The sequence below is a fragment of the Streptomyces sp. NPDC016469 genome (genome assembly GCF_040632905.1).
Lineage (GTDB): Bacteria > Actinomycetota > Actinomycetes > Streptomycetales > Streptomycetaceae > Streptomyces.
On record NZ_JBEYCQ010000016.1, the window covers coordinates 60517 to 78712 of the forward strand.

13 protein-coding genes, 4 tRNA genes, 1 other RNA gene and 1 pseudogene are annotated in these 18196 nt (G+C 71.9%); 10 read left to right on the top strand and 9 right to left on the bottom strand.

From position 1 onward, the window contains the following. Window positions 1-95: 95 nt before the first annotated feature. Genes purL through purS form a run of 3 tightly spaced genes read right to left on the bottom strand, consistent with a single transcriptional unit; the run spans window position 96 to window position 3279 of the window. A complete protein-coding gene (gene purL / locus ABZ565_RS19695) occupies window positions 96-2345 on the bottom strand; it encodes a phosphoribosylformylglycinamidine synthase subunit PurL (protein WP_361028124.1) in 2250 nt (749 codons plus the stop codon). Beyond that, complete coding sequence (gene purQ, locus ABZ565_RS19700; RefSeq protein WP_164402307.1) at window positions 2342-3022, bottom strand: phosphoribosylformylglycinamidine synthase subunit PurQ; 681 nt, start codon at window positions 3020-3022, stop codon at window positions 2342-2344. The genes purL and purQ overlap by 4 nt, the downstream gene beginning before the upstream one ends. Next, window positions 3019-3279, bottom strand: coding sequence for a phosphoribosylformylglycinamidine synthase subunit PurS (purS, locus tag ABZ565_RS19705; protein WP_361028127.1), 261 nt, complete (start codon window positions 3277-3279; stop codon window positions 3019-3021). Before purS ends, purQ begins: the two co-directional genes overlap by 4 nt. A gap of 386 nt (window positions 3280-3665) precedes the next feature. Here purS and ABZ565_RS19710 point away from each other — a divergent pair, with 386 nt between their 5' ends. The 8 genes from ABZ565_RS19710 (at window position 3666) to ABZ565_RS19745 (ending at window position 8414) form a co-directional block, all read left to right on the top strand. Then, window positions 3666-4001: an Lsr2 family protein gene (locus ABZ565_RS19710; RefSeq protein ID WP_361028130.1), complete on the top strand. Its 336-nt coding sequence runs from the start codon at window positions 3666-3668 to the stop codon at window positions 3999-4001. 133 nt (window positions 4002-4134) lie between these two features. Continuing rightward, window positions 4135-4206: transfer RNA gene (locus tag ABZ565_RS19715), tRNA-Gly, on the top strand. A gap of 79 nt (window positions 4207-4285) precedes the next feature. Next, a tRNA-Gly gene (locus ABZ565_RS19720) sits at window positions 4286-4358 on the top strand. Window positions 4359-4529: 171 nt separating this feature from the next. Further along, complete coding sequence (locus tag ABZ565_RS19725; protein WP_361028133.1) at window positions 4530-5474, top strand: ABC transporter ATP-binding protein; 945 nt, start codon at window positions 4530-4532, stop codon at window positions 5472-5474. Continuing rightward, window positions 5471-6271 (top strand): ABC transporter permease, encoded by an 801-nt coding sequence (locus ABZ565_RS19730; RefSeq protein WP_361028136.1) that lies wholly within the window; start codon window positions 5471-5473, stop codon window positions 6269-6271. Before ABZ565_RS19725 ends, ABZ565_RS19730 begins: the two co-directional genes overlap by 4 nt. An 18-nt stretch (window positions 6272-6289) precedes the next feature. After that, window positions 6290-7705 carry a histidine kinase gene (locus ABZ565_RS19735; RefSeq protein WP_361028138.1) on the top strand — a complete coding sequence of 472 codons (1416 nt, stop codon included), beginning with the start codon at window positions 6290-6292 and terminating at the stop codon, window positions 7703-7705. Window positions 7706-7707: 2 nt separating this feature from the next. After that, complete coding sequence (locus tag ABZ565_RS19740) at window positions 7708-8319, top strand: response regulator transcription factor (protein WP_073863787.1); 612 nt, start codon at window positions 7708-7710, stop codon at window positions 8317-8319. Window positions 8320-8341: 22 nt separating this feature from the next. Further along, window positions 8342-8414: transfer RNA gene (locus ABZ565_RS19745), tRNA-Gly, on the top strand. Between the two features lie 50 nt (window positions 8415-8464). On the opposite strand, the gene ABZ565_RS19750 is transcribed toward ABZ565_RS19745, so the two are convergent. From ABZ565_RS19750 to ffs, 6 genes are all read right to left on the bottom strand, one after another. Then, window positions 8465-9379, bottom strand: coding sequence for a phosphoribosylaminoimidazolesuccinocarboxamide synthase (locus tag ABZ565_RS19750; protein ID WP_361028141.1), 915 nt, complete (start codon window positions 9377-9379; stop codon window positions 8465-8467). A gap of 119 nt (window positions 9380-9498) precedes the next feature. Then, window positions 9499-10950, bottom strand: a complete 1452-nt coding sequence (locus tag ABZ565_RS19755) for a N,N-dimethylformamidase beta subunit family domain-containing protein (protein ID WP_361028454.1) — start codon at window positions 10948-10950, stop codon at window positions 9499-9501. 194 nt (window positions 10951-11144) lie between these two features. Beyond that, a complete protein-coding gene (locus ABZ565_RS19760; protein WP_361028144.1) occupies window positions 11145-12902 on the bottom strand; it encodes a hypothetical protein in 1758 nt (585 codons plus the stop codon). Window positions 12903-13142: 240 nt separating this feature from the next. Further along, window positions 13143-14411: a phosphoribosylamine--glycine ligase gene (gene purD / locus ABZ565_RS19765; protein ID WP_361028147.1), complete on the bottom strand. Its 1269-nt coding sequence runs from the start codon at window positions 14409-14411 to the stop codon at window positions 13143-13145. An 83-nt stretch (window positions 14412-14494) separates the two neighbouring features. Beyond that, window positions 14495-16663: a DNA polymerase III subunit gamma and tau gene (locus ABZ565_RS19770; RefSeq protein ID WP_361028150.1), complete on the bottom strand. Its 2169-nt coding sequence runs from the start codon at window positions 16661-16663 to the stop codon at window positions 14495-14497. Between the two features lie 63 nt (window positions 16664-16726). Beyond that, an RNA gene (ffs, locus tag ABZ565_RS19775) (signal recognition particle sRNA small type) lies at window positions 16727-16823 on the bottom strand. A 110-nt stretch (window positions 16824-16933) separates the two neighbouring features. Here ffs and ABZ565_RS19780 point away from each other — a divergent pair. Beyond that, window positions 16934-17021 (top strand) — tRNA-Ser (locus ABZ565_RS19780). A 534-nt stretch (window positions 17022-17555) separates the two neighbouring features. Continuing rightward, window positions 17556-18160: pseudogene (locus ABZ565_RS19785) on the top strand (HNH endonuclease). The last annotated feature ends 36 nt before the right edge of the window (window positions 18161-18196 follow it).

Consider the following 18196-nt stretch of genomic DNA (forward strand, 5'->3'; position numbering starts at 1 on the left):
ATCCCACCGGAGCGCCGCACTTCCCCGTCCGCACCACGCGAAAACCCCCGACCGGGCGGAACCGGTCGGGGGTTTCGGCGTGTGCTGTCCGGGAACTACGCGAGCAGCGCCGGGATCGTCTCCTCGTGCGCCGTGCGCAGCTCGCTCAGCGGAATGCTGAACTCACCCTGGACCGCGATCTCGTCACCGTCCACGACACCGATGCGGGTCACGGGCAGACCGCGCGCCCCGCACATGTCGTTGAACCGCAGCTCCTCGCTGCGCGGCACCGAGACGACCGCGCGGCCCGCGGACTCGGAGAAGAGCAGCGTGAACGCGTCGAGGCCGTCCGGCACGACCAGCCGGGCACCCTTCCCGCCGCGCAGGCAGGACTCGGTGACCGCCTGGATCAGACCGCCGTCCGACAGGTCGTGCGCCGCGTCGATCATGCCGTCGCGGGAGGCCGAGATCAGGATCTCGGCGAGCAGCTTCTCGCGGCCCAGGTCCACCTTGGGCGGCATGCCGCCGAGGTGGTTGTGGACGACCTCGGACCAGGCCGAGCCGCCGAACTCCTCGTGGGTGTCACCCAGCAGGTAGAGGAGCTGGCCCTCTTCCCCGAAGGCGACCGGCGTACGCCGCGTGACGTCGTCGATCACACCGAGCACGGCCACGACCGGCGTCGGGTGGATCGCCGTCTCACCGGTCTGGTTGTACAGCGAGACGTTGCCGCCGGTGACCGGGGTGCCCAGCTCCAGGCAGCCGTCCGCGAGACCGCGGGTGGCCTCGGCGAACTGCCACATGACGTCCGGGTCCTCGGGCGAACCGAAGTTCAGGCAGTCCGAGATCGCGAGCGGCTTGGCGCCGGTCGCGGCGACATTCCGGTACGACTCCGCCAGCGCGAGCTGCGCACCGGTGTACGGGTCGAGCTTCGCGTACCGGCCGTTGCCGTCGGTCGCCATGGCCACGCCGAGGTTGGACTCCTCGTCGATGCGGACCATGCCGGCGTCCTCGGGCATCGCGAGCACGGTGTTGCCCTGCACGAACCGGTCGTACTGGTCCGTGATCCAGGACTTCGACGCCTGGTTCGGCGAGGCGACCAGCTTGAGGACCTGCTCGCGCAGCTCAGCGCCGTTCGCCGGGCGGGCCAGCTTGCCGGCGTCGTCGGCCTGGAGCGCGTCCTGCCAGGACGGGCGCGCGAACGGGCGGTGGTATGTCGGGCCCTCGTGGGCGACGGACCGCGGCGGCACGTCCACGATCTGCTCGCCGTGCCAGAAGATCTCCAGCTGCGAGCCCTCGGTCACCTCACCGATGACGGTGGCGATGACGTCCCACTTCTCGCAGATCTCCAGGAAGCGGTCGACGTGCTGCGGCTCGACGATGGCGCACATGCGCTCCTGCGACTCGCTCATGAGGATCTCCTCGGGCGAGAGGGAGGAGTCGCGCAGCGGCACGGTGTCCAGCTCGACGCGCATGCCGCCGGAGCCCGCGGAGGCCAGCTCGGACGTGGCGCAGGAGAGCCCGGCACCACCGAGGTCCTGGATGCCCGCGACGAGCTTCTCCTTGAAGATCTCCAGGGTGCACTCGATGAGGAGCTTCTCCTGGAACGGGTCGCCGACCTGGACGGCCGGGCGCTTGGCCGGGCCGCTCGACTCGAAGGTCTCCGAGGCCAGCACGGAGACGCCGCCGATGCCGTCGCCGCCGGTGCGGGCGCCGTACAGGATGACCTTGTTGCCGGGCCCGGAGGCCTTCGCGAGGTGGATGTCCTCGTGCTTCATCACACCGATGCAACCGGCGTTGACGAGCGGGTTTCCCTGATAGCAGGCGTCGAAAACGACCTCGCCGCCGATGTTCGGCAGACCGAGGCAGTTGCCGTACCCGCCGATACCCGCGACGACACCCGGCAGCACCCGCTTGGTGTCCGGGTGGTCGGCCGCACCGAAGCGCAGCGGGTCCACGACGGCCACCGGGCGGGCACCCATGGCGAGGATGTCGCGGACGATGCCGCCGACGCCGGTCGCCGCGCCCTGGTAGGGCTCGATGTACGAGGGGTGGTTGTGCGACTCGACCTTGAAGGTGACCGCGTACCCCTGCCCGACGTCGACCACACCGGCGTTCTCACCGATGCCGACGAGCATGGCGTCGTTGGCGGGGACCTTCTCGCCGAACTGTTTGAGGTGGACCTTGCTGCTCTTGTACGAGCAGTGCTCGGACCACATCACGGAGTACATGGCGAGCTCGGCGCCGGTGGGACGGCGGCCCAGGATCTCGCGGATGCGGGCGTACTCGTCCTCCTTGAGGCCGAGTTCCTTCCAGGGCTGCGCGGTGTCCGGGGTTTCGGCCGCGTGCTTGACCGTGTCCAGGCTCATGCGTTGACCAGCTTCTTGATGATCGAGGTGAAGAAACCGAGACCGTCGGTGCGACCGGTGCCGATCAGCGGCTCCACGGCGTGCTCCGGGTGCGGCATCAGGCCGACGACGTTGCCCGCGGCGTTGGTGATGCCGGCGATGTCGCGCAGCGAGCCGTTCGGGTTGTGGCCCACGTAACGGAAGGCCACGCGGCCCTCGGCCTCCAGCGCGTCGAGCGTGTGCTCGTCGGCGGTGTAGCGGCCGTCCATGTTCTTGAGCGGTACGGAGATCTCCTGACCCGCGGAGTAGTCCGAGGTCCAGGCGGTCTCCGCGTTCTCGACGCGCAGGGTCTGGTCGCGGCAGATGAAGTGCAGGTGGTTGTTGCGCAGCATCGCGCCGGGCAGCAGGTGCGCCTCGGTCAGGATCTGGAAGCCGTTGCAGATACCGAGGACCGGCATGCCCGCCTTCGCCTGCTCGATCACCGTCTCCATGACCGGCGAGAACCGGGAGATGGCTCCGGCGCGCAGATAGTCGCCGTACGAGAAACCGCCCGCCAGGATCACCGCGTCGACCTGGTGCAGGTCCTTGTCGCGATGCCACAGCGATACGGGCTCGGCGCCCGCGACGCGAACGGCCCGCAGGGCGTCCTGGTCATCGAGCGTGCCCGGAAAGGTGACGACTCCGATACGAGCAGTCACTTCGGCTCCTCGGCGTTCTCCACCTTCACGGTGAAGTCCTCGATCACGGTGTTGGCGAGGAACGTCTCCGCCATCTCATGAATACGGGCGAGGGCGGCGTCATCGACCGGCCCCTCGACCTGCAGCTCGAAACGCTTTCCCTGACGTACGTCCGCGATTCCCTCGAAGCCGAGACGGGGCAGTGCGCGCTGCACCGCCTGTCCCTGCGGGTCGAGGATCTCGGGCTTGAGCATGACGTCGACTACGACGCGTGCCACTGGCACTCCCGGTGTGGTGGTGTGGTGCGGCTGTTTCTCCGGAGGGGGTACCCCGGACCCCCGCGGGTCCACTCAGCGTACCTGGCCGGAAATTCTACGCGGGTAGATATCAATCGGGATAGATCACGCCCAGATATCGGCCGACCACCGGACGGCGGAAAAGCCGCGAAACAAATGCTCACCAGCGGCACACATAGCGGGCGGACACGCGGGAGTAATTGGACGGGCTTCACAATGCGGCACCAGTCGCTGTACAAATGATTACCGGGGAATGCAGCATTGCCCCGGAGCACCGACACCAGTCGGCCCGCATCCGCGCTCACAGCCGGAAGGCCGGCATCGGCGCATGTCAGACGCGCCGATGCCGTAGGAAAGGACCGATATCCGTGGCGCAGCGCGTAGTGGTCACACTCTCCGACGACATCGACGGGGGAACAGCGGCGGAAACGGTCACCTTCGCCCTGGACGGGAAGTCGTACGAGATCGACCTCAATCCGTCCAACGCAAAGAAACTGCGGAACGCCCTGGCCCCGTACATGGCGGCCGGCCGCAAGCAGACAAACGCCGGCAAGCACGGCAAGGCTCCCGTTCCGTACCGGCACACCTCGCTCGCTCCCGACCCCGCGGCAGTGCGCGCCTGGGCGCGCTCGCACCGGATGGACGTGCCCGCCCGGGGCCGCATCCCGAAGAGCGTGTACGAGGCGTTCCAGGAAGCGAGTTGACCCCGCGAAAGGTCCGGCGGGGCACCGGCGGAGGATCTGCGGGGGAGCCGACTTGCGCGACACCCCCGCAGGTCGGCTAGAGTCTGGAGCACGCCGAGGGGCGAGGCCGAAAAGGCCGAACCCCACGCAGCGTGCGGGTGTAGTTCAGTAGTAGAACATCCCCCTTCCAGGGGGAAGGCGCAGTGTGCAATTCCTGTCACCCGCTCCGCACGACTCGCAGGACCACTCCGGTGGATCAGGTAGAGTAGTGCTCGCTCCACCGGTGAAAGCCGAGTGGTTGCCATGCGGACGTAGCTCAGTTGGTAGAGCGCAACCTTGCCAAGGTTGAGGTCGCCAGTTCGAACCTGGTCGTCCGCTCAGAATACGAAGGCCCCGGTCAATTCCGACCGGGGCCTTCGCCGTGTGACGAATATGCCGGCCGGCTCCAGGTGTCTTCCCGGCCCGTGTGCCACCACCCATGACGTTTGTCATGAGTGGTGGTGACAGTCCGCACTGCCCCCGGCCCGCCGCGGACGGAAACCTGAAGACATGACCAGCGACGACATGTCCCGTGAGTGCGTGATCCAGGCGGAAGACGTCCGGCGCAGCTATGCCGGCGGCTTCGAGGCCGTGTCCGGCGTCTCCTTCTCCGTGGCACGCGGCGAGCTCTTCGCCCTCCTCGGTACGAACGGCGCTGGCAAGACCTCCACCGTCGAACTGCTGGAGGGCCTGGCCCGGCCCGACGGCGGCACGGTCCGCGTGCTGGGCCACGACCCCTACGGCGAGCGCTCGCAGGTCCGCCCGCGGATAGGCGTGATGCTCCAGGAGGGCGGCTTCCCGTCCGAGCTGTCGGTCACCGAGACGGTACGGATGTGGGCGGGCTGCACCAGCGGCGCCCGGCCCACCGGCGAGGCCCTGGAGCTGGTCGGGCTCGGCCACCGCGCCCGGGTCCGGGTCAAGCAGCTCTCGGGAGGTGAGCGGCGCCGGCTCGACCTGGCGCTGGCCCTGCTCGGCCGGCCCGAGGTGCTCTTCCTCGACGAGCCGACCACCGGTCTCGACGCGGAGGGCCGCCGCGACACCTGGGCGCTCGTCCGCCGGCTCCAGGAGGACGGCATCACCGTGCTGCTCACCACGCACTACCTGGAGGAGGCCGAAGCCCTCGCGGACCGGCTGGCGATCATGCACCGCGGCCGGATCGTGACCGCGGGCACCACGGCCGAGGTGACGGCCGCCCGCCCCGCCCGCATCCGCTTCGAGCTGCCCGAGGGCGTTCGGCCGGCGCGGTTGCCCCTGAAGCTCCACGCCGCCGCCGAGGGCCCCCGGGTCGAGATACGGACGCACCACCTCCAGGACGCCCTGACCGAACTGCTCCGCTGGGCCGCCGAGTCCGACGTCCGGCTGCACGGGCTCGACGCCCGCTCCGCCTCGCTCGAAGAGGCGTTCCTCGACATCGCGAAGTCCGCCGCCGAAACCGAAGAGGTGCCCGTCCCATGACCACCGCGACCACCCCCTCCGCCGGCCCCGCGCGCACGACGGCCGTGAGCCGGCTGGCGGCCCTCGGCCGGGCCGAGCTGTCGCTGCTCGCCCGGAACAGGACGGCGATCTTCGTCGCACTCCTCATGCCGGCGGCCATGATCATGGCGATGAAGTCGGCGTTCGAGAAGGTCGACCTCGACGGGACCGGACTCACCGTCGCCGGAGCGGCCCTCATGGGTGGCGTCGGGACGGTGCTCATCCAGGCCGTCTACATGAACCTCGTCGCCGCCTACGTGGCGCGGCGCGAGGAGCTGGTCCTGAAGCGGCTGCGCACCGGCGAGGTCACGGACGGGGAGATCCTGGCCGGGACCGCCCTTCCGGCGGGTTCCCTCGCCCTGGCGCAGAGCGCGGTGATCGTCGTCGCCGGTACGGCCTTCTTCGGTCTCGGCGCACCGGAGCGTCCGGAACTGCTCGTGGCGGGGCTGCTGTTGGGCGTGGTGCTGCTGACGGTCCTGGCCGCGGTCACCTCCGTGATCACCCGCACCGTGCAGACCGCCCAGCTGACGACGCTGCCGCTGTTCCTCGTCTCGATGATGGGCTCGGGCCTCTTCATCCCGCTGGACATATTTCCTGACCGGCTCGCGGCGGTCTGCGAGTACCTGCCGCTGACCGGTGTGATGACCCTGGTCCGGGCCGGGTGGTTCGGCGGCCCCGAGGGCACCGACCTGCTGGGTGCCGCGTTGACCGGGCTGGTCTGGACGGCGCTGGCCGTGTTTGCTGTGCAGCGGTGGTTCCGCTGGGATCCGCGACGCTGACATGGAGGTTGGGCCGCGATGCGCGTACGGGGATGGCGCCGCAGCTGGCAGGAGCGCAGCAAGATGGAACGGATCGATCTGTACTCGCGGTTCACCATCTCCTGCATCCCCTGGTTCTTCACCCTGGCCTGGCAGGGGGCGCCCTTCCACCAGGACATCCGCCACGAACCGCTTCCGCTGGCCCTCGGCCTGGCGCTGCTCCTGGTGAGCCTCGGGCAGTGCCTGCTGAGCAATCGCAACCTCACGGCGTCGTACGGGCACTACCTGGGCGTCTCCGTCTTCCCGGGGCGGCGCCTGCTGGCCCCCGTGGTGCTTCTGGTCGTGGCCGTCGGACTCCTGGCGGCCCTGGCCGGGGTGGACGGCGTCAAGGGCTCGGGGCTGCTGCTCATGACGTTGAACGCGCCGATGGCCCTCGTGATCACGCGGGTGCTCCTGGTGCCGGTCCGCCGCTTCCTGGTCGAGTCCCTCTGCCTCACCGCCCTGATCACCGGCGCCCTCGCGGTGGCCGGCGTCAAGGGCGGCACCCTGGCGGGAGTGGTGCCCTGCAGCCTCTTCGGCTGTGTGCTGGTCCTGATCTCGGTCCGGCCCAGCGCCTGGAGCATGAGCGTGATGTGGCAGGCCGAGCAGGCCCGGGACATACAGGCCAGGCTCGCCGTGGCGGAGGAGCGGCTGCGGTTCGGACGGGACATGCATGACGTGCTGGGCCGCAACCTCGCGGTGATCGCGCTCAAGAGCGAGCTGGCGGTGGAGCTCGCCCAGCGCGGCAGGCCGGAGGCGGTGGACCAGATGGTCGAGGTGCAGCGGATAGCGCGCGCCTCGCAACAGGAAGTACGCGATGTGGTGCGCGGCTACCGCGAAGCGGATCTGAACACGGAACTGGCGGGCGCGCAGGGCGTTTTGAGCGCGGCCGGTATCGAGTGCACGGTGACCGGCGACAGCGGCGGGCACCTGCCCGCGCCCGTGCAGTCGGCACTCGGCTGGGTCGTCCGGGAGGCGGCCACCAACGTGCTGCGCCATGGCGACCCGCGCCGCTGCGTGATCCGGGTCGGGGTCACCGCCGACGCCGTGGTGCTCCAGGTGGAGAACGACGGCGCGACGCCAGCCGGGACGGCGCCCTCGCCCACGTCCCCGTCCGACGGGCCGGGCTCCGGGCTGGCCGGCCTCCGGGAACGGCTCGCCGCGCTGGACGGCTCGCTGGAGGCGGGCCCGGCGAAGGGCGGCCTGTTCCGGCTGACGGCGACGATCCCGCTGACGGCGATCCCTTCGGAGACCGGGGAGAGGGGAGGGGGCGGGGGCGGGGGGAAGCCCGGTAAGGCCGAGGAACCCCGTCCCCAGCCGCCGGCCGCCCGCCGTGCGCCCGTGAACCTGCGTCCCGGGGCCATGGTGGCCCCAGGTGTGATGGTGGGGCCGGGTCCCGGCCTCATGGAGGGATGACGATGACCGCGGTACGGGTGCTGCTCGCCGATGACGAGCATCTGATCCGGGGCGCGCTCGCCGCCCTCCTCGCTCTGGAGGAGGACCTGGTGGTGGTCGCGGAGGCGGCGACGGGGCCGGAGGCGCTCGCCATGGCCCGGGCCCACCGCCCGGATGTCGCGGTGCTGGACCTGGAGATGCCCGGGGCGGACGGTGTGAGCGTCGCCACATCACTGCGGGCCGAGCTGCCGGACTGCCGGACCATGATCGTGACCAGTCACGGCCGGCCCGGCCACCTCAAGCGGGCCCTCGCGGCGGGCGTCCGGGGTTTCGTGCCGAAGACCGTGAGCGCCCGCCAGCTGGCCGGCATCATCCGCACCGTGCGGGCCGGGAACCGTTACGTGGACCCGGAGTTGGCGGCCGACGCCATCGCCGCCGGAGACTCCCCGCTGACCGTCCGGGAGACCGAGGTGCTGGAGCTCGCGGTCGACGGCGCGCCGGTCTCGGAGATCGCCGAGCGGGCCTCGCTCTCGCAGGGGACCGTACGGAACTACCTCTCGGCGGCCGCCTCGAAGCTGGGTGCGGAGAACCGCCATGCGGCAGTGCGTCTCGCACGCGAGCGGGGATGGGTATAGTAGTTCTCGCGCTTCGGCGCTCGCGGACGTAGCTCAGTTGGTAGAGCGCAACCTTGCCAAGGTTGAGGTCGCCAGTTCGAACCTGGTCGTCCGCTCAGATGAATAAAGCCCCCGGCCCTTCGGCCGGGGGCTTCTTCGTGTGGCGTTACTTCCAGGGCGTGCCGGTGAGCAGTTCGTACGCCTCGATGTACTTGGCGCGGGTGGCGTCCACGATCTCCTGAGGCAGCGGCGGCGGAGGCTGCTCGCTCTTGCGGTCCCAGCCGGAGGCCGGGGAGGTCAGCCAGTCGCGGACGAACTGCTTGTCGTACGACGGCTGGGCGTGGCCCGGCTCCCAGGTGGCGGCCGGCCAGAAGCGGGAGGAGTCGGGGGTCAGGACCTCGTCGGCGATGATCAGTTCCTCGCCGCCGTCGGCGGTGGGCGCGTAGCCGAACTCGAACTTCGTGTCCGCGAGGATGATCCCGCGCTCACGGGCGATGTCGCGGGCCCGGCCGTAGACGTCCAGGGTGGTCCGGCGCAGCACGACGGCGGTCTCCGTACCGACCTGGCGGGCCACCTCCTCGTAACTGACGTTCTCGTCGTGGTCGCCGACTGCGGCCTTGGTGGCCGGGGTGAAGATCGCGCCCGGGAGCTCGGATCCGTCGACCAGGCCGTCGGGGAGCCCGATGCCGCAGACGGTGCGCGAGGCGTTGTACTCGAGCAGGCCGGAGCCCGCGAGGTAGCCGCGGGCGACGCACTCGACCGGGACCATCCGCAGGGACTTGCAGATCATCGTGCGGCCCTCCCAGTCGGCGGGGGCCCCGGCGGGCACCTCGGTCGACAGGACGTGGTTCGGCACGAGGTCGGCGAGCTGGTCGAACCACCACATCGAGAGGCGGGTCAGGACACGGCCCTTGTCCGGGATCTCCGTCGGCAGCACCCAGTCGTACGCGGACATCCGGTCGCTGGCGACCATGACGAGGTCACCGGCCTCGTTCCGGTACAACTCGCGCACCTTGCCGGTGTGCAGGTGGGTGAGTCCCGGCACCTGCACCGGCTCGGGCTTTTCTACGAATCCGGACACGCTGCCTCCGCGTAGGTTGTTCCAGGAACCGTTCCGATTGTCCCGTATCCGGCAACGGGCGGCTGCGGAGGGGTGCCGTCCGGGTGGGCGGGGAAGCGGCGGGGGTGACCGTCCTCCGGTCAGGCGCGCTTGCAGATCCGGTCGAGGAGGTTGGCGGTGGCCTTCTGGATGCGGGGGTCCACATGGCCGGGGCGGTCCAGGGCCGGGGACCAGGCGAACGTGCCCGAGGCGAAGACCAGCGCGCCGGACGGGGCCCGGTACAGGGACGTCTCCTGGTGGCGCATCACGCCCTCGCCGTCCTGGTACGGGGAGTGGGCGAGCAGGATGCGGTTGTCGTGCTCCGGCAGCGTGGTGCGGGGGAAGTAGCGGTCGGCCTCGCCCGCCACCAGGCCCTCGATCTCGTCGCCCTCACCGGCGCCCGTCGCGTCCCACAGCCAGTGCTCCGCGTTCCGCACGACCAGGGGGTGGGGCTCGGGGACCCGGCCCGCGTACTGGATACCGAGCAGCTGCTGCTCCGGGCGGTCGATCTCGCGCCAGAGCGCGGGCTTGCCGGGCCCTCGGCGCTTGCGGCAGGTGAGCAGGCGGTCCGGCACCCCGGACGCCGAGGGCCCCAGGCTGACCTGCCAGTACATGGTGTTGGCGGAGAGGTAGACCAGGGAAGTACCGTGCTCCCGGGCGCGCTCGGCGGCACGGCGCATCGGCACCGACCAGTACTCGTCGTGGCCCGGGAAGACCAGGCCCCGGTAGCGGGTGGGGTCGACCCGGCCCGCGTGCAGGTCGCGGGTGTCGGCGTAGGCGAGGTCGTAGCCGTAGCGCTCGGCCCAGCGGATGAAGTCGTACGCGTGCCCGACATGCAGCGGGAGGCCCGCGCCCGCGTAGGGGCGGTCGAAGGAGACGGTGACCGCCGCGTCCTCCTCCCCCAGCAGCCGGCCCTCCTCGTCCCAGGCGTGGTAGAGGCTGGCGCCGGTCCGGCCGTCCTCCGGGTAGAGGTTGTACGCCTGCCAGGTGACGTCCGGGAGGACGAGCAGCAGATCCGCCGGGTGGTCGTCGCGGATGGTGAACGGGATGTGGGAGCGGTAGCCGTCGAGCGTGGTGAGCACGGCGACGTACGCCCCGATCGACCAGTAGCTGGGGATCTGCAGCCGCCAGGACAGCCACCAGTGGTGGCAGGAGACCGTGCGGTCGGCGGTGAGGGGGGCCGGCTGGACGATGCCCGACAGCCGGGGGCTCGTGGTGATCTTCGAGGCGCCGTCACCCCCGTAGTGGCCGATCCGGTAGACGTCCACGGAGAACTGCTGCGGCGGGTCCACCGTGATGTGGAAGTCGATCGCCTCGCCGGGGGCCGCGGCCCCCGTGGAGGTGAAGCCCTTGATCTGCCGGCGCACGTCGTCGGCGGTGCGGGTGCCGCCGCCGGACAGGGTGGGGTCCACGTACCAGGGCACGACCTGGCCGGTGTCGTCGAAGTAGTTCTCGCTGCCGCGCAGCCAGGGCAGCGGCCCCTGGCCGAAAGGGTCGGTCACGGCATGCGCCAAGGCACCCGATTCCCACCGACGGATCTGTTCCGCCCCCATCACGCTCCCCCTCCCTCAGGCCCCCGGATCAACAGTGGTGCGCCGTCAGTCAGCGCCGTTCCCCAGCACATCACATAACGCACGCACTCCGTCACCGTTCGTCGTGAATTGACGTGAACGGAAGCTGTCGCTCCGGTTATGCGGTTGTTCTCGGCCATCCCGTCCGCCGCGTCCCGTGTCGGCGGGGGCCTGTTTCAGACAAGGCGGACGGGCTTGTCGGTGCGTACGCCGACCGACGCGAGCCAGGAACGCAGCGGTCCGGAGTCGCCGTCCTCGATCAGGCTGAGAACGGGGCTGCCGAGGTCCGCGCGGCGCTCGCCGTCGACCAGCAGGGTGGGCCCGTCGAGCCAGTCGAGGCCGGGCGCCGCGCCCGCCGTGTCCACGGCGGCGCAGCAGACCATGGCCGCGACGTGGTCGGCGAGCAGTTCGGTGCCTGTACGGGGCGGCTGGAGCGGGAACAGCGGGAGCGGGTCGGGACCCCAGAGGGCGACGAACTCGTCGCCGGCGGCGTCGGGGCCGCCGGGGGTGGCGGCGCCCACGCCGGCAGGGCCGCCCGGGCCCGTGGAGCCCTCCGGTCCGCTCGCGCCGCCGGGCCCGCCCGCGCCCGGGCCGGACAGGTCGCCCGGGGCCGTCGCCCGCTCCTGGGCCTCGGCCTCCTCGCGGGCCACCGCGGCGCTGATCCCGGCCGCCAGCTCCTCGCCGCCGGTCTCCCCCGACTCCAGGTGCTCGACCACGCGGGCCAGCGTGGGCACCCCGCCGAGGGCGGCCGCGGGCGGAACGCCCATGGCGTCCAGGACGCGGTGCAGCCGGGCCGCCTCCGAACGCCACTTCCGGTCCACCACCTCGTCCGGATACTGCTGCCAGTCCACCGGGGACCAGTCGGGGCCGGCCACGGCGGGCCCGCCGTGGAAGAGCCGGGCCGCCAGCAGGGACGCCGCCTCGTCGGCCGCCCCCGGCTCCTCCAGGAGGTCGCAGGCGGGCCGCTCGCCGAGCCGGGAGGCGTACCCCTTGGCCAGCCGGTCGCGGCGGGAGAGCTCGGTGAGCGCGGCGACGACGCCCGCATCCAGCTGCGAGGGCCAGCGGCCCATCCGCCAGGCGGGCAGTGCGACCCGGGTCAGCAGCCGGTCCCAGCCCGCGTAGGCGAGGCCCACCTGCTCCTGCGCGACGATCCGCAGCCCGTAGTCCACTTCCCGGGCGCGCGAGGACGCGGCGGCGGCGACCCCCCGCTCCATCTCCGCGGCATGACCGCGACAGTTGCGCAGCAGTATCCGGGCGATCCGCCCGATGAAGACGCGCGGCAGCCGCAGGGCCCGGCGCACCGGCCCCCGGGCGGGCGCGGCGGCATCGGCGACCGCCCCGTCCAGGCCCCGGACGAAGCGCCGGGCGGCGGCTATGTCTGGCTGGGCGGACGCGCTGGTGCCCGCGACGACCGGGGCGAGAAGCGCGCGCAGCTCGGCGACCCGCATCCACCACAGGAACGGGGAGCCGATGACCAGCACGGGGGCCGCCTCCGTCCGCCGGGCGGGGCCGCCGGCCGCCGGATGGGTGCGGTCCTCGAGCCAGCTGTCGCAGTCGGGCGTGAGGGCTATGGCCGAGGGCGCGGGCACATCGAGCCGGTCCGCCAGCTCGCGGACCAGGCGGTAGAGGTCGGGCGCCGCCGCCTCGCTGAGCGGCACGGTCGGGCTGACCGCCGGCTTCGCCCGTACGACCGCGAGCGCGACGGCTCCCGCGATCAGCAGCACCACGACCGCGCAGGCGGCCACGGCCCAGCGCGCCGCGTCCCAGCCGCCGCCGTCCGCGAACCCTCGCGCGCCCGCGGCGAACAGCACCACGGCCAGCGCGGCGGGCAGCAGCGCGACCGCCGTCGCCCTGCCGCGGATGCGCAGCAGGACGAGCGCCCGGGCCCGCGCTGCCCGCGCACCCGGCTCCTCACCCGTACCGGTACCGGACACGGCTGGACCTCACCCCCTCTGCCCCCACGGCGGTGTTGCTCACTCCCCCACGATGGCACCCGCCACTGACATCGCAATGCCGGTGGGCCAAGTGCCGGAACGCTTGCGCCGCACCCTAGTTGGGGGTGCGGCGGCCGTCATCCGGATGGCTCAGCCGTCACTCGATGGAATGGCTTTGGTCAAAGGTGTTGAGGGGCAGGGGGCCAGCGGGGTACGGGCTGGGCCCGCCGCCCGTCCGGCTCAGGCTCCGGCGGCCGCCGCTTCCTCCGCGGCCTTCTTCGCGATGTCCGTACGGAGCTGGGAGCCGTCGAGCCGGATCCGCGCCGCCGCCGCGTAGGCGCGCTCGCGGGCGCCCGCCAGGTCATCGGCCGTCGCCGTCACGGACAGCACGCGGCCGCCCGCGCTGACGATCGCGTCGCCGTCGCGCTTGGTGCCGGCGTGCAGCACGTACGCGTGCGGGGCGTCCTGCGCCGCGACCTCGTCCAGCCCCTCGATCGGGTCACCCGTGCGCGGGGTGTCCGGGTAGTTGTGCGAAGCGATGACCACGGTGACGGCCGCCTCGTCGCGCCATGCCAGGGGCGGCAGCTGGTCGAGCGTGCCGTTGGCGGAGCCGAGCAGCACACCGGCCAGCGGCGTCCGCAGGCGCGCCAGGACGACCTGGGTCTCCGGGTCGCCGAACCGGGCGTTGAACTCGATGACCCGCACCCCGCGCGAGGTGATCGCGAGGCCCGCGTACAGCAGCCCCGAGAAGGGCGTACCGCGCCTGCGCAGCTCGTCCACGGTCGGCTGGAGCACCGATTCCATGACCTCGTCGACCAGCTTGGGGTCGGCCCAGGGCAGGGGGGAGTACGCGCCCATGCCGCCGGTGTTCGGGCCCTCGTCGCCGTCGAGGGCCCGCTTGAAGTCCTGGGCGGGCTGGAGCGGCAGCACGGTGGTGCCGTCGGTGATCGCGAAGAGGCTCACCTCGGGGCCGTCGAGGAACTCCTCGATGACCACCCGGTCGCAGGCCAGCGCGTGGGCGCGGGCCACCTCGACGTCCTCGGTCACGACGACGCCCTTGCCCGCGGCCAGGCCGTCGTCCTTGACGACGTACGGCGCGCCGAACGCGTCGAGGGCACTGTCGATCTCGGCGGGCGTGGTGCACACATAGCTGCGGGCGGTGGGCACGCCCGCCCCGGCCATGACGTCCTTGGCGAACGCCTTCGAGCCCTCCAGCTGCGCTGCGGCGCCGGACGGGCCGAAGCACGGGATGCCCGCGGCGCGCACCGAGTCGGCGACACCGGCGACGAGCGGCGCCTCCGGGCCGACGACCACCAGCCCGGCGCCCAGCTCTGCGGCGAGGCGCGCGACGGCGGCGCCGTCGAGGGCGTTGACCGGGCGCAGTTCGGCCACCTCTGCGATGCCGGCGTTGCCGGGGGCGCAGTACAGATCGGTGACGTCGGGGTCGAGGGACAGAGAGCGGCACAGGGCGTGTTCGCGGGCGCCGCCGCCGATGACGAGGACCTTCACGGGGTGCAGCCTAGCCGCCGGGGCGCGGCACCCTTGACGGCCGCCGGTCCGTGGACAGGGGACGGCGGCCCGCACCGGCGCGCCTACTCGTTGGTGTACTCCTCGACCACCGTGGCACCCAGCTCGCGAACGATCAGCTCGTGCCCGGAGAGGGCGGAGTCGACCAGGTCGGGGTCGTCGGCCTCCGGGATGTCGTCCTCCGGCGCGACCGGCGTCGGTGCCTCGGGGGCCGAATAGGGCGCGGGCGGCAGCCCGGCCGAGGGGGCGGAGCCGGGGCCCGGCTGCTGCGGGGCGGACGCGGGGGCAGGGGCGGGCGCGGGGGCGGCGGGCCGCTCGTACGGCTGCGGCGCGGGCGCGGCGGGGCGCTGCGCGGCGGGCGGCGGGTTGTACGGACGCTGGCCGCCGGACGCGGGCTGCGGGGGCTGTCCGGCACCGCCCGAGGGGTCGACGATCGCCTCGATCTTCCACTGGGCGTTGAACTGCTCGGCCAGCGCCTGCCGCAGCACGTCCTCGCTGCCGCTGCTCGTGAAGTTGTCCCGGGCACCGGCGTTGAGGAAGCCGATCTGCAGCGTGCTGCCGTCGAACCCGGTCACCTGGGCGTTCTGGCTGAGAAGGATCCACGTGAAACGTCGGCGGTTCTTCACCGCCTCCAGGATGTCGGGCCACATGGTGCGCACCTGGCCGGCGCCCTGCGCCATGCCCGGAGCGGGCTCGGACGCGGCGGGCCCGGGGGGCGCGGCAGGGGCGCTCTGCGGAGCCGGGGCCGGGGCGGGGGCCCGCCCGGGCGCGGCGGCGGTGGGCCAGCCGCCGGGCCGGCGCCCCTGGTCCGGGGCGGACGCGGCGGCGGGCCAGGCACCGGGCCGCTGCCCGGCGGCGGGCGCTTCCGCGGGGGGCGGTGCCTGGACGGGCGCGGGGGGCGGGGTCTGGGGCGCGACCGGGGCCGGGGCGGGGGGCTGCGCGTCCCCCCGGACGGCGGCGCGGCCGGCGGCGGGCCCGGCGTCCGGCTGGGCGGCGGGCGGGACCGGTGCGTGGGCGAGGGCCTCGGGGCCCGGCACGTACCCCATGGCGGGGCCGGGACCGGTGGTGGCGAAGGAGGCACCCCGCTCCAGCCGGTCCAGCCGGGCCTGCATGGAACGCTCGTCGTCGAAGGCGGCGGGCAGCAGGACCCGGGCGCAGATCAGCTCGACCTGGAGGCGTGGCGAGGTGGCGCCGCGCATCTCCGTAAGCCCCTCGTTGACCAGGTCGGCGGCGCGGCTCAGCTCGGCGGCCCCGAACACGGACGCCTGGGCCTGCATCCGCTCCACGACGTCGGCGGGGGCGTCGATCAGCCCCTTCTCGCCGGCGTCCGGCACGGCGGCCAGGATCACCAGGTCGCGCAGCCGCTCCAGCAGGTCGGCGACGAACCGGCGCGGGTCGTTGCCGCCCTCGATGACCCGGTCCACGACCTCGAAGGCCGCGGCCCCGTCGCCCGCCGCGAAGGCGTCCACGATCGAATCGAGCAGCGAGCCGTCCGTATAACCGAGCAGTGCCGTCGCCATGGCGTACGTCACACCCTCGTCGCCCGCGCCGGCGAGCAGCTGGTCCATGACGGACATCGAGTCACGCACGGACCCGGCCCCGGCGCGCACGACGAGCGGCAGGACACCGTCGTCCACATGGCTCTTCTCCCGGTCGCAGACCTCGGCGAGGTAGTCGCGCAGGGTCCCGGGGGGGACGAGACGGAAGGGGTAGTGATGCGTACGCGATCGAATGGTCCCGATGACCTTCTCGGGCTCCGTGGTCGCGAAGATGAACTTCAGGTGCTCCGGCGGCTCCTCCACCACCTTCAGCAGGGCGTTGAACCCCGCCGACGTCACCATGTGCGCCTCGTCGATGATGTAGATCTTGTAACGACTCGACGCGGGCCCGAAGAACGCCTTCTCCCGGAGGTCACGGGCGTCGTCCACACCACCGTGCGAAGCGGCGTCGATCTCGATCACATCGATGGACCCCGGCCCGTTGCGCGCCAGGTCACGGCAGGACTGGCACTCTCCGCAGGGCGTGGGCGTGGGCCCCTGCTCGCAGTTCAGGCAGCGGGCCAGGATGCGCGCACTCGTCGTCTTGCCGCAGCCTCGCGGCCCGCTGAACAGGTACGCGTGATTGACCCGGTTGTTCCGCAGGGCCTGCTGGAGCGGGTCAGTGACATGCTCCTGACCGATGACCTCGGCGAACGACTCGGGGCGGTAGCGGCGGTACAGCGCAAGGGACGACACACCTACGAGGTTATCGGGGCGCACTGACAACCGGCCCCGACCGTGACCCGCACCACCCGGAAACGCAAGGGCCCCCCACGCACCCGCCAGAGCCGACCTACCCTTGCTGCCTTCCGGCCCTGGGGGAGTTCAGTCAGATAGCGCCACGTGAGGGGCTGACGCCCACCTTAACCGATCCCCACCCCCACAAGTCCACCTCGGCCACCGCCCCGTCCCCTCCCCGGGGAACGGGTTCGCGAGCACTCCTCAACGTCTTGTATTGTTTGCGGCGGAGGATTCGCCTAGTGGCCTAGGGCGCACGCTTGGAAAGCGTGTTGGGGGCAACCCCTCACGAGTTCGAATCTCGTATCCTCCGCCATTGCTCTCACCGGGCAATACGTCGAAGGCCCCCGCAGCTCGCTGCGGGGGCCTTCGACGTTGATGGTCTCAGTTCTGATCTCATTCATTTCCGACACAAGAGACATTTCATTCCGCCGATTGCCGTCGCCAGGTCGAGTCACAGGACATCGCCTTCACTCAGAAGCGGGTTTCTGCCGGCTCAGGACGCAAGCGTCCCCCGCGATCCGCCCTTCTGGGTCTGTGCAGGACCGATTCCGGTCGGAGACCACCGGCACTCGTCTTTGTGAGGTCCCCATCGGCAAGCCCAGTGGATCAGCTCTGGCCGCGTGGCTGAGTGATCTGGAAGCCGACCGGCTTGAGCGGGTCCTTGCAGCTCGCCCGGAGGCCGTGTCCCCGTCGGAACCACGATCGTTCGGCGAACTCGCGGACCGCCTTCAGCGCCCCGCGTCGGTGGCCCCGGCGCTGACCGGACTCGCGCTGCCACACCTGCAGGTAGCCGGGACACTGGCGGCATTGGGGCCCGTTCCACTTACCGCCCTGGCCGATCTGCTGGATGCGACCGGAACGGAGAGCACTCGCGGGCGGGACGCGGGCTCCGCACAAGCCGTTGCTGTTCCTGTACGCGCTCAGCCGGTTCCAGCAGGACGCCGATGACGAGCTGCGGTACAGCGCCGTGCGAAGCCGTCGGCCTGGAGCTGGAGGAGGCCGAGACCGCACTGCTCTCGGCCGCGCGCAGGCAGCGGGACCGGCGGATGCGGGAGATGGTCCTGCCGGCGTACGAGTACCAGTGCGCCTTCTGCGGGTACGACGGCAGGACCGGCGCGGTGCCGGTCGGGCTTTGAGAGCGCCCATGTGCGCTGGTGGGCGTTCGGCGGACCGGACGACGTCGAGAACGGGCTCTGCCTCTGCTCCCTGCACCACAAGCTGTTCGACAAAGGCGCAATCGGTCTCGGCGAAAACCATGGCAAGGGCCACCGCATCCTGGTCTCCCAGAGCTTCGTCGGCCACAGCGCCGCCGCCCGCGAGCACGTCATCACGCTCACCGGCCGTCCGGTCATCGGCCCCCAGCCGGGCGTCCGTCCCATCACCGCCGCCCACCGTTCCTGGCACACCAGTCAGGTCCTCCACGGCAGCCCCCGTCCCGCCAAGACCGCCTGACCGCCGACCTGGCGGTCACGAGAATTGCGCTGGTAA